At 65.6% G+C, this 12,933-nt stretch carries 7 protein-coding genes; 6 read left to right on the plus strand and 1 reads right to left on the minus strand.

Going from position 1 to position 12,933, the window contains the following annotated elements; genetic code table 11:
- Window positions 1-305: 305 nt before the first annotated feature.
- Complete coding sequence (locus tag AC6I6X_RS18190; protein WP_497931974.1) at window positions 306-2,579, plus strand: methyl-accepting chemotaxis protein; 2,274 nt, start codon at window positions 306-308, stop codon at window positions 2,577-2,579.
- A 375-nt stretch (window positions 2,580-2,954) separates the two neighbouring features.
- Here AC6I6X_RS18190 and AC6I6X_RS18195 read toward each other — a convergent pair whose 3' ends face one another.
- Window positions 2,955-4,829, minus strand: a complete 1,875-nt coding sequence (locus AC6I6X_RS18195; protein ID WP_497931975.1) for a multicopper oxidase domain-containing protein — start codon at window positions 4,827-4,829, stop codon at window positions 2,955-2,957.
- A 361-nt stretch (window positions 4,830-5,190) separates the two neighbouring features.
- On the opposite strand from AC6I6X_RS18195, the gene AC6I6X_RS18200 reads away from it, so the two are divergent.
- From AC6I6X_RS18200 to folP, 5 genes are all read left to right on the plus strand, one after another.
- Entirely contained in the window at window positions 5,191-5,424 is a 234-nt protein-coding gene (locus AC6I6X_RS18200; protein WP_497932225.1) for a hypothetical protein, read from the plus strand.
- A gap of 153 nt (window positions 5,425-5,577) precedes the next feature.
- Entirely contained in the window at window positions 5,578-5,988 is a 411-nt protein-coding gene (locus AC6I6X_RS18205; RefSeq protein ID WP_497931976.1) for a DUF7124 domain-containing protein, read from the plus strand.
- A gap of 91 nt (window positions 5,989-6,079) precedes the next feature.
- The gene (locus AC6I6X_RS18210; protein ID WP_497931977.1) at window positions 6,080-6,613 is read left to right on the plus strand and encodes a DUF5815 family protein; all 534 of its coding nucleotides are present in this window, start codon (window positions 6,080-6,082) and stop codon (window positions 6,611-6,613) included.
- Between the two features lie 309 nt (window positions 6,614-6,922).
- Window positions 6,923-10,204, plus strand: a complete 3,282-nt coding sequence (gene carB / locus AC6I6X_RS18215) for a carbamoyl-phosphate synthase large subunit (RefSeq protein ID WP_497931978.1) — start codon at window positions 6,923-6,925, stop codon at window positions 10,202-10,204.
- A gap of 217 nt (window positions 10,205-10,421) precedes the next feature.
- The gene (gene folP / locus AC6I6X_RS18220) at window positions 10,422-12,911 is read left to right on the plus strand and encodes a dihydropteroate synthase (protein ID WP_497931979.1); all 2,490 of its coding nucleotides are present in this window, start codon (window positions 10,422-10,424) and stop codon (window positions 12,909-12,911) included.
- The last annotated feature ends 22 nt before the right edge of the window (window positions 12,912-12,933 follow it).

Here is a 12,933-nt window from a genome sequence, read left to right on the forward strand (position 1 = left end):
GCGAGCGGATCTCACGACGTACGACCCCTTCGAAAGGGTCCTACGACCCTCTCGAAAGGGTCACCGAGACGATGTTCAAACGCCACTCGAAGCGCAATCTCTCCCGCGAGACTTAGATACGTGCCCCAGACTGTTCTACTGAAGCACAATTCTCTTATTTGATTACTGTATTGTTGGGGGTGGATATGGACACTCGTATTTTAGAGTCGCCGATGAGGGCAATTCGAAGTCGCTTCTCACGGAAGTTGGCCGTCCTTTTCGTGTTCGTCCTGGTGCTCATCGCGAGTATCGGTGGCGTCATCTACATGCAAACGGGAACGGCGCTTCAGGAGAGCACCGAAGAGAACATGGAGCGGTCGACGGTGCTTCAGGCGAACACCGTCGGAGAGTGGGTCGATCAGACGCGGGACAAGACGAACTCCCTCTCGAAATCGGATCGCGTCGCCAGCGGGAACACCTCGGACATCGAGACGTATCTACAGGCCGAACACCAGGAGATGTCGGCCGCTATCGGGGCGATTCATTACTACGATACGGCCGAGAACGACGTGCTCGCCAGTACGGAAGACGGGGCCACCGACGTCGATTATCGTGAGGAGGGCGTCGAATGGGCGGTCGACGGCCTCTCGTTCGAAAGCGAGGGCCACACCGTCATCACGCATCCGTACGAGGATCCCTCGACGGGGACCAAGTCGGTCGCGTTCGTCAGCCAGGTGCCGGACGACCCCACTCGAACGATCGTTCTGGTCGTCGACCTCGAGACCCAGATGGAGCAACTCGAACGACCGTCTACGGCGGACGGATCGTTCACCCATATCGTCGACGACCGGGGGACGGTCGTGATGAGCCACCACATCGACGACATCAACACCCAGAACAGGGGTTCCGACGACGAATTCGGCGTGGACTCGATGGCCGTCATGCGCGGACTCGAGGGTGACACCGGCTACATGGAGATGGAGATGGGCCACGGGCACGCCGAACTGATGGCGATGGGGTACGCGCCGGTTCCCGAGACGGACTGGGTAATCATGACCCACGTCCCCGCCGACTCGGCGTACGCGCTGCAAAGCGAGATCGAAACCTCCGTCATCGCACTGGTCGTCCTCTCGATACTCGGCCTCGGGGCCGTCGGCGTCGTCATCGGACGAAACACGACCCGTCCGATCGAACGGCTGGCCGAGCGGGCGTCGGAACTCGAAACGGGGAACCTCGATGCGGAACTCGAGACGAACCGGACGGACGAAATCGGTAAACTGTACGACGCGTTCGACAGCATGCGAACCTCCTTACAGGAACGCATTCAGGAGGTCGAGGAGGCCCGCGCCCGGACCGATCGTCTCAACGACCATCTGGAGGAGAAAGCCGACGAGTACGCCGAGGTAATGCAAACCTGCGGGGACGGCGATCTCACGCAGCGAATGGATCCCGAGAGCGAGAGCGAGGCGATGAGCGACATCGCGATCGAATTCAATCAGATGGTCTCGGAGATCGAGGGGACAGTCGATCGCGTCTCACGGTTCGCGAACGAGGTCGCCGCCTCGAGCGAAGAGGTCACCGCGAGCACGGAAGAAGTTCACTCGGCGAGCGAACAGGTGACGGAATCGATTCAGGAGATCTCCGACGGTGCGGAACGACAGAGCGAAAACTTACAGACCGTCAACAGGGAGATGAACGATCTGTCGACGACGACCGAACAGATCGCCGCCTCGTCGAACAACCTCGCCGACCTCGCGGGGAAGACCGCGAAAACCGGCAGAGAGGGGCGGGAAGTCGCGAGCGAAGTCATCGAGGAGATGAACGAGGTCGAGGCCGATGCCGACCGAACGATCGACGCCATCGAATCGCTCGAGGACGAGATCGCTCAAATCGACGAACTGGTCGAGTACATCACGAAAGTGGCGAAACAGACGAACATGCTGGCCCTGAACGCGAACATCGAGGCCACTCGATCGGTCGAGTCGGGCGAGGGATTCTCGGCCGTCGCGGAGGAAGTCAAGGACCTCGCCGAAGAGACGAAGGAGGCGACGAACGACATCGAGGCGCGAATCGAGGACCTCAAATCGGAGACCGATCACACCGCCAGCGAAGTTCGCCAGACGCGCGAACGAATCGCCCGCCACAGGCACGCGGTCGAGGATACCGTGGCGGTCCTCGAAGATATCGCGGCGTACGCGAACGAGACGAGCGACGGCGTCCAGGAAATCTCCGCGGCCACCCAGCAGCAGGCGGCGTCGACCCAGGAAGTGGTCTCGATGGTCGACCAGGCGGCGACGATCGCCAAGGAAACCACCGACGAGGCCGAAACCGTCGCGGCCGCCGGCGAAGAACAGACCACCGCGCTCACCGAAGTGACTCGGTCCATCGATACCCTCTCCGAACAGGCGTCGGAGCTGTCCGCGAAACTGGACGAGTTCGAGACCGAAGCCGAACCCGGAACTCCGATCGACGGCGACCGGACATCGGCCAGCGCCGACGGGGACGACGTATTCTCGTTCGTCGGCCAGGACGAGTCCCCGGACGGTGACGAGCAAGCACCGGCGCCACAGGACACCGACACGAGCGGCGCGTCCCGGTAACGCCGGTTTCCTCTCGGGTCGAGCGCCCCCGTCCGGCCGTCCGCGCTCGTGCCTGATCGACGGAGCGGCGCTCGGTCCGACGATTCGAAGGGTACCGCGTCGAAATCGGACGGCATCATTTCTCATCCGGAGTATCGCGATCGGCGTGACGTCGCGCCGGTACGTACGCCGTGATCGGAAGTGAATTCGAGTTCTCGCGTGCGGTGAAGCGATCGCGGTGCGCGACCGCAGCCGACGGTTCCTCGGACAGAAACGAATCCGGACGGGACGCGGCCAGTTCCGTCGGCCCGAAAGAACTAGACGGAACGCGTCGCGTGTCGATCTCGGGACGATCGGAATCTCCGATCGGTTATCGCGCGGTGATTCGTGGCTTCGTCAACGACCCTGGCTGTAGTTGTGATCGGAGGTCTGCCCGCGACCTTGCCCCGGGACACGACCGCGGTTGCAGCCACGGCCGTGACTACCGTCGCGACCCGAGTTACCGGAATCCCCTTTGACGACCTCGAACATTCGCATCATGTCGTGTTCTTCGTGCTCGAGGATGTGGCAGTGGTAGGGGAACTTGCCGGCGAACCCGTCGAATTTCACGGCGATCCGGACGGTCTCGCCGGGGTTGACCTTGACGATGTCCACGCCGCCGCGCTCGTTCGGCTTCGGCGGTTTCGGATCGTGGCCCTCGGCGTGCATCTCGCGCTCGATGACGTCGAATTCGACGAGGTGCAGGTGGATCGGGTGCGTGTGGTCGTCGTCGTTTTTGAGCTCCCAGATCTCCGTCGAGCCGAGCTGCGGCTTGAACTCGATCGGGTCGCCCCACCGCTCCTCGTTGAGCGTGTGAATCATGTTCCCGTTGTCGTCCATGCCCATGTGCATGGTGATCTCGCGGGTTTCCCCGGCCGCACTCGGGTCTACCCCGGTGCGGTTCGGGAGCGAGAGTTCGGTCGGGTCGGCGCTGGTGTCCGCGGTAGTTACCTCCTCGGCGACCCGGAACTGCATGATCTCGTGGATTTCGGGATGATCCATGTCCATGTGCATCCCATCGTCGTCTCCATGGTCCATGTCATCGTCGCCGTGATCGTCGTGATCCATGCTCCCCTCGTACGGGAACATGGCATCGTTGGTCACCGTGAACGTCTCGCCGGCGTACTCGGAGAAGTCGACGATAACCTCGGCGCGCTCGAACGGCGCCAGTACCAGCGAATCCATGTCCCCGTGGGGACCGATGGTCGCGACGTCCTCCAGGAACCCGTGACCGGCCGAGATCTGGTGGAGCGCCGGGAAGTCGCCGTGGTGGTCGTCGTCACCGCCGTGGTGGTCGCCGTCGTCCTCCGGTTCGCCCTCGACGAGCGAGAGGTCGTAGGTTCGACCGTTGGAGACGTTGATGATGTGGAACCGGTACTTGCGCGGTTCGACCTCCATGTACGGCCACGCGGCGCCGTTGACGGTGGCGACGTCGCCGGCGACGTTCGCCATGAACATGCCCGGGTAGTAGAGTTCGCCGTTGTCCATGAACGATCGGTCCGCGATGACGAGCGGGACGTCGTACTCGCCCTCGGGGAGATTGAGCTGCTCCTCCTGCTTGCTCTTGATCCGGTAGGGGCCGACCAGCCCGGCGTAGTTGTTGAGCCGGGAGATGCCCCGGGCGTGGTCGTGGTACATCGACGTCAGCCGGTCCTGCCGGTTCGGCAGTTCCTGTACGCGACCGGCGAATCGCGGTCCGTTGACTCCATCGGGGGAGGTCCACATGTCGGCCTGCCCGTCGTTCGCGGGGTCGACCTTGAGCCCGTGGAAGTGAGTGACGCGCCGGACTTCCGGGACGGGGCCGTCGTAGTTGACGTAGTTCTCGGACGTGGTGCCGTCGATGTCCGTATCGACGTTGAACAGGTGCTCGTCGGGAAGCCCGCTGTTGTCGAACTCGACCGCGAGACGTTCGCCCTTGCGAGCCGAAAGGATCGGACCCGGGAACTGTCCGTCGTATCCCCAGATCGTCGTATCCGGGAGATCCGGGTGGAAGCTGTGTGTCGTCTCTTCGACCGCGATCTCGTGGTAGTCCGCGCCGCGTCGCTTGCCGTCAGCCCTTCGTTCCTCCGGAATCGAGAGTTCGTGTGCGTACTTCTCGAGTTCCGGCGAGGAGTGTTCCTCGTACGAGGGCCCATTGTGACCCTCGTCCGCCGTCGCACTCGACGAGGCGACGCCGGCGAGTCCGAGTGCGGCACCTGCTCGCAGTAAGGTTCGCCGCGAAACGTCGAACATCAGCGGCACCCTCCGTAGTCGTCCGTCCGTGATAGTAGCGCGTCTCTACCGTCGCCGGTTCCCGTTGGATGCCGTGGGGGTGACATGGCTGTAACATTCAGAGTTAATTATAATTAAGGCTTGTGGGCGAATTTTTCTTCGCCCATACCGAAGTGTACCGGCGCCTCACGGACTGAGAGGTCGCTGTACGCATTCCAACCACATCAGGGATCCATTACATGTTATTCATACAATGTTTTGTGCGGTCAGTAGAACAAAAAGACACATCCCCGGAATCGACCAGTCGATCGGAACCGACGTCAGGTGCTGGCGAACCGGTACGCGGCGGAACACTTATGAGATACCATGGTATTTGGTAACTATAAGCATGGCAACCAGTGAACGCTCCGGACGTGGTCGGACGCTGCAGTTCCGACCGGTAGCGACAGTCGACGCGAACGCGACCGTTCGACACGTCGATCAACTCGACGAGGAGACGCTATCCGCCGTCTGGAGCGCGATCGAAACCGATCGATCGCTGCCGGCTACCGGGACCGGTCTGGAGCCCGGCGAGGTGATCGTTTTCACCGACTACTACCGCGTCGTTCGCGGCTAGAGTAGCCACTGAAACGAGTCACACACTGATCGCAAAGCCGTTCTGCGATCAGGTGTGCAGTGACTTTCTGTGGCGACTATAGGGAAACCCGGCGATCCGATCGAGGTGCGCGGTATCGAAGCCGTTTTCCCCGGTGCCCGTGTTCGATGACGTATGAACGGCGACAGCGACATGACGCTGGCGTTCGAGCTCGAGGCGCTGAAGGAGCTCGCATCGCCGGAAACCGTCTTCGAGGACGCCAGAAGCTGGACCGAGTACATCGGCGTCGTCTCGGAGAAGCCGACCTACGTCGTCACGAACTTCACGCGCAAGAACCGCATCCGCCAGGACTTCTTCTCCGGCCCCCGCGGGAAACAGGAGAGTCTCGAGGGCGTCAAAGGACAGTTCGACACCGATCGGTACGTCTTCATCGGCGTCGACGAGGAGGACGAACGGCTGGCCGAGACGGTCGACTGGGAGTTCCTCTCGATCGAGGACGCCGCCGAGGCGGCCGACTGGGTGCTGGCCGCGAACGTCGAAACCGAGACGGAAGACACCGAACCAGTCCGGGACGACTGGCCCTGACCGATCGCGCCGCCTTCTCGACCCGTCCAGCGGTCACGCTGCCATCGCCCGAGTCGTCGCCCTTATGCCCGCGCCGGCCGAACCGTGACCGATGGCAGAACCCCGCGTCCCGGGTCCCCGTGACGACCACCTCGAACTTCCCTGTGGGGAGACCCTCGACCCGCACACGATCGACCTCGGCATGCGTGAGTACGCCTGCGGCTGTGGCGACACCCACGCCGTCGTCACCGACGTCCATCCGCCCTCTCGCTTTTTCCCCGAATCGCTCGTCGTCGTGCTCCGCGAGACGATCGACACCGACGACGAGTTCGACCAGTTCGGGACCCCGCACCTGATGGGCGTCGTCATGGAGGAGTTCCCCGAGAAGGTCGCCGTCCACGACGCCGCGGAGGACGGGGCCGTCGGCTACGCGATGCTGTGGGTCACCGACTTCGACTCGCGACGACTCCACGAGATCGTCGTCGAACTCGTCGTCGAACTCATGGAACACGCGATCAGCCACGCCGAAGACGACGACGCCGTCACCGAGTTCGAGTCGCAGATGCTCGAATTCGACGTGAGCGAGTTCGTCGACCAGTACCGCCGCCAGCGGGAGTTCGAGAGCGAACACGATCGGGCGCTCTAGCTCGCGAGACGGCCCTCAGTCCGCATTTGGGCCCGATCGTCGGAAATCGTCACGTCGAACCGGACGCCGTCCGCGCCACTTACGCCGATCTCGATCGACCAGCCGTGGGTCTCGACGACATCGGAGACGATCGTCCCTGCCTCGTCCCCGTTCCGCGAGGTCCGTACGAACCGCCGTTAGAGGCCGGTCGCGCTGGAACCGGCAGAGAACCCGTCTCCGGCGAGGTTCGAATTTCGAAACACCATTTCGAGATTCGTACTGTATCGTGGGGCTTATTACGATGTGCGAACTTCGGACTGACAGGAACCAATGAGTACGGACCACCAGCGCGGCGAGGAAGCCGCGGAAGGCGAGCACAGCGGGGACGCCGCAGGGGACGGACGTACGATCCTGCTAATCGGGAGTGGACCGATCCAGATCGGGCAGGCCGCGGAGTTCGACTACTCCGGCGCGCAAGCCTGCCGGGCGCTCCAGGAGGAGGGCGCTCGCGTCGTTCTCGTCAACTCCAATCCCGCGACGATCATGACCGACCCGGAGATGGCCGACCGGGTCTACATCGAACCGATCACGACGGAAGCGATCGCCGAGATCATCCGCAAGGAACAGCCCGACGGCGTCATCGCCGGCCTGGGCGGCCAGACCGGCCTGAACGTCACGGCCGAACTCGCCGAGGAGGGCGTTCTCGAGGAGCACGACGTCGAGATCATGGGGACGCCCCTCGATACGATCTACGCGACCGAGGACCGCGACCTCTTCCGCCAGCGCATGGAGAAGATCGGGCAGCCGGTCCCGCGGTCGACCACCATCTCGCTCGACGAGGGCGAGGAGGTGTCGGAACTGACCGAGGCGGACCTCAAAGATCGCGTCGAGGCCGCCGTCGAGGAGGTCGGCGGGCTGCCGGTGATCGCCCGCACGACGTACACGCTCGGCGGGAGCGGGTCGGGCGTCGTCCACGAGATGGACGAACTCCTTCAGCGCGTGCGCAAGGGCCTGCGCCTCTCCCGGAACAGCGAGGTCCTGATCACGGAATCGATCGCCGGGTGGGTCGAGTACGAGTACGAGGTCATGCGCGACGCCGACGACTCCTGTATCATCATCTGCAACATGGAGAACATCGACCCGATGGGCATCCACACCGGGGAGTCGACGGTCGTCACGCCCTCGCAGGTCGTCCCCGACGAGGGCCACCAGGAGATGCGCACCGCCGCGCTCGACGTCATCCGCGAACTCGGGATTCAGGGCGGGTGTAACATTCAGTTCGCCTGGCGCGACGACGGCACCCCCGGCGGCGAGTACCGGGTCGTCGAGGTGAACCCGCGCGTCTCCCGTTCCTCCGCGCTCGCGTCGAAGGCGACCGGCTACCCGATCGCCCGCGTCACCGCGAAGGTCGCGCTCGGCAAGCGCCTCCACGAGATCGAGAACGAGATCACCGGCGAGACGACTGCGGCGTTCGAGCCCGCGATCGACTACGTCGTGACGAAGGTGCCCCGGTGGCCCAAGGACAAGTTCGACGACGTCGACTTCGAACTGACCACGGCGATGAAGTCGACCGGCGAGGCGATGGCGATCGGCCGGACCTTCGAGGAGAGCCTGCTCAAGGCGCTTCGCTCCTCGGAGTACGACCCCGACGTCGACTGGGACGCGGTCAGCGACGAGGAACTCGAGTCCGAGCACCTCGCGACGCCGACGCCCGATCGCCCGTACGCGATGTTCGAGGCGTTCGAACGCGGCTACACCGTCGAGGAGGTCTGTGAACTGACCGACATCTACGAGTGGTACGTCGAGCGGTTCAAGCGGATCGCCGACGCCAGCGTCGCAGCCCAGGACGGCGACTTCACGGAGGCCGCGATCGCCGGCCGCACGAACGCGACGATCGCCGCCACGGCCGGCGCGGACGTCGGCACCGTCGAGGAGTCGGTCCCCGGGCGCACGTACAAGCAGGTCGACACCTGCGCCGGCGAGTTCGAGGCCGAGACGCCGTACTACTACTCCGCGCGCAAGTCCGAGTTCGAGTCGGGGCCGCTGAAGGGCGACGCCGCGGCGGGCGAACTCGAGGTCGATCGGGACGTCGAGAGCGTGATCGTCGTCGGCGGCGGCCCGATCCGCATCGGGCAGGGCGTCGAGTTCGACTACTGTTCGGTCCACGCGGTCCAGGCCCTGCGCGACCAGGGGATCGACGCCCACGTCGTCAACAACAACCCCGAGACCGTCTCGACGGACTACGACACCTCCGACGGGCTGTTCTTCGAGCCCATCACCGCCGAGGAGGTGGCGGACGTCGCCGAGGCCACCGGCGCGGACGGCGTGATGGTCCAGTTCGGCGGCCAGACCTCCGTCAACATCGGCGAACCGCTCGAGGACGAACTCGAGCGCCGCGGACTCGACTGCGAGGTCATGGGCACCTCCGTCGAGGCGATGGATCTGGCCGAGGACCGCGATCGGTTCAACGCGCTCATGGACGAGCTAGGCATCGCCCAGCCCGAGGGCGGGACTGCCTTCTCCCAGGAGGAAGCCCTGGAGCTCGCCCACGAGATCGGCTACCCTGTCCTCGTGCGCCCCTCCTACGTGCTCGGCGGCCGCGCGATGGAGGTCGTCTACGACGACGAGGAACTCGAGACCTACATCGAGGAGGCCGTCCGCGTGAGCCCGGACAAGCCGATTCTCGTGGACGACTTCTTAGAGGACGCGGTCGAACTCGACGTCGACGCCGTTGCCGACGGCGAAGACGTCCTGATCGGCGGCATCATGGAACACGTCGAGAGCGCCGGCGTCCACTCCGGCGACTCGGCCTGCATGATCCCGCCGCGGTCGCTCGGCCGCGACGTCAACCGCCGCGTCCGCGAGGTGGCCGAGGAGATCGCCCGGGCGCTCGACACGGTCGGCCTGCTGAACGTCCAGCTGGCCGTGACCGGAATAGACGACCCGAACGAGGAGCCAGAGGTCTACGTCCTCGAGGCGAACCCCCGCTCCTCGCGCACCGTCCCGTTCATCTCGAAGGCCACGGGCGTCCCGATCGCCAAGATCGCCGCGAAGGTGATGGCCGGCGAGTCGCTTGCCGACCTCGACGTCGAGGAACAGGTGCCCACCCAGACCTCGATCAAGGAGGTCGTCCTCCCGTTCGATCGCCTCCCCGGCTCCGACCCGCGTCTCGGTCCCGAGATGAAGTCCACGGGCGAGGTCATGGGCACCGCCGATACGTTCGGCAAGGCCTACGACAAGGCACAGGACGCCGTCGGGAAACCGATCCCGGAGGACGGAACGATCGTCGTCGACCTCTCGGCCGACGAGTTCCCCGACCCCGGCAGCGAGGCCGGCGAGGAACTCGTTTCCGGCTTCACCGAGTACTACGACCTCTGCGAGGCGGTCGACCTGATCCAGGCCGTCCGCGAGGGCGAGGTGGACCTGATCATTTCCCGGGACCGCGACCTACTCGAGATCGCCGTCGAGGAGGAAGTCACCTATTTCTCGACGGAGACATCCGCGAAGGCGGCCCTCGAGGCCAGGGCGGCCAAGGACGAGCCGATCGACGTCCAGGCGATCACCGACCGTCCGCAGCGCCAGGAGTACTGGGGCCAGCCGAAAGACCACTGATCGTCGTCACGGCCCGACGGCATCGCGCTCGCATCGCATACGACAGCGAATCGGCCATCTGCGACGGGCCAAATGCCGCGACCGACGGGGGCGCGGGCGGCGAACACGTCGGCGGGTTCGATCGAACGATCGCGTCGGAAACCGACGTCCGTGGATCGATTTCTGGCGTCGAACCCGAGTCCGACACCCTAAAGCGGGCAGACTCTGTGATTCGAGTATGGAGTATTACGAGGCGGCGGACTTTCTGTTCGGTCTGCGGCGCTTCCGTCCGAAGCCCGGGACGGAGTCGACCGCGCAGTTGCTCGCCCACCTCGATGACCCCCACGAGTCGATCGACTGCGTCCAGATCGCCGGCTCGAACGGGAAGGGGAGCACGGCGCGGATGGTCGAGCGAACGCTGCGCGAGGCGGGACTCTCGGTCGGACTCTACACCTCCCCCCACCTCGAGGACCTGCGCGAACGGGTCCGGGTCGACGGCCGCAAGATCCCCCGATCGGCCGTCACCGAGTACGTCACGGCCGTCCGGGAGTACGTCACCGATCGCGGTGCCGACGGCGAGTCGCCGACCTTCTTCGAGACGATGACCGTGATGGCGCTGTGGCACTTCGGCCGGCAGGACGTCGACGTCGCCGTCCTCGAGGTCGGCATCGGCGGGAAGTACGACGCGACCAGCGTCGTCGATCCGGTCGCCAGCGCGGTCACGAGCGTCACCCTGGAACACACGGGGATCATCGGCGACACGGAGGAGGCGATCGCCCGCGACAAGGCCCACGTCGCCCCGGACGACGCGCCGCTGGTGACGGGCGTGACGGGCGCCCCGCTCGAGGCGATCCGCGAGGTCGTCGGCGAGGTCGTCACGGTTGGCACCGACTCGGCCGCAGACGTTCGCGTCGCCTACGACGGACTGGCGAACCACACCGAGGCCGCCGTCTCGATCGACGCCGAGGGGTGGGACCTCGAGACCCGGATCCCGCTTCCGGGGAGCCACCAGGCCGAGAACGCCGGCATCGCCGCCGCCCTCGTCCGCCAGGTCGCCGACGTTTCGATCGGGGACGTAGAACGGGGCCTGCGAAGCGCCCACTGGCCGGGCCGGTTCGAGGTGATCGACACCGATCCGCTGGTGATCCTCGACGGAGCCCACAACCCCGGGGCCTGCGAGCAACTGGCCGAGACGCTCGAGAGCTACGAGTACGACGACCTCTCGCTCGTCTTCGGAGCGATGCACGACAAAGACCACGGCGAGATGGCCGCCGCGTTGCCGACCCCCGATCGGGTCGTCGCGACGGAACCGCCGCTCGATCGGGCCGAAGACCGGGACGTGCTCGCCGAGGTGTTCGAGCGGGCCGGCGTCGAGACCGTGCGAACGGAGTCGGCCGTCCAGGACGCCCTCGCGGCGGCGCTCGCGGCGAGCGACCCGGACGACTGCGTGCTGGTCACCGGCTCGCTGTTCGCCGTCGCCGAGGCCAGGACGCGGTGGACGGGAACCGAGATTCCGAAGCGGATTCGGGACGTGGACGACGCGACGGACGCGCTCGAGGGGGCGAACGTCGACGCGGCCGGCGTCGCCCGAACCCGCAGGGAAGCCGTCCACCGCGTCGTCAAAACGAGCCTGCAGTCACGCCAGGCGAGACGCCTCAAGGAGGACCTGCTTCGCCTCGGCGGCGAGTGTGCGATCGCCGGGCTGGACCGCGACGACGAGCACGTCGACGCCGTCCTGATGGGGACGCTCGACCAGTTCGATCGGCTCACCCAGTCGCTCGCGGACGAACCGTACGGACTCGCCGAGATCGGCCGCGAGTTGCGCGAGACGCTGGCGATCGACGCGGGCGAGACCGCGGAAACGGACGGCGATCGCGCCAGCGCCGGGACCGGCGGGGGCAGTGGGTCTCGGTACCCGTGGCACGATCGAACGGCCGTGATGGGCATCCTGAACGTCACGCCGGACAGCTTCCACGACGGCGGGGAGTACGACGCGATCGAGGACGCGGTCGCCCGCGCCGAGGCGATGGTCGACGCCGGCGCGACCGTGATCGACGTCGGCGGGGAATCGACCCGTCCCGGCGCGGATCCCGTTCCAGTGGCCGACGAGATCGATCGGGTCGTCCCGGTGATCGAGCGGATCGCGGACCTCGAGGCGACGATTTCGATCGACACACGCAAGGGCGCCGTCGCCGAGGCGGCGCTCGAGGCCGGCGCGGACGTCGTCAACGACGTCTCGGGACTCGAGGATCCCGAGATGCGGTTCGTCGTCGCCGACCACGACGCGGGGCTCGTGCTGATGCACAGCATCGACGCACCGGTGGTTCCGGACCGGGAGGTCGCCTACGACGACGTCGTCGAGGACGTGATCGACCAGCTTACCGAACGAATCCTGCTCGCGGAGAAGGCGGGGATCGATCGCGAGGACATCGTCGTCGATCCCGGTATCGGCTTCGGCAAGTCGGCTCGCGAGAGCTTCGAACTGCTGGGCCGGATCGACGAGTTCGTGGCGCTCGGCTGTCCCGTCCTCGTCGGCCACTCCCACAAGTCGATGTTCGGGCACGTCGGTCGCGACGCCGGCGAGCGATTCGAAGCCACGGTCGCGGCGAGCGCGCTCGCGGCCGATCGGGGTGCAGACGTGATCCGGGTCCACGACGTGCCGGAGAACGTCGCGGCGGTGCGAACGGCGCTCGCCGCCCGCGATCCGGAGCGGTTCGAGTGGACGTAGGCCCGCCGTCTTCCGCACCTGC

The sequence above is a fragment of the Halosolutus sp. YCN4 genome (assembly GCF_059736495.1).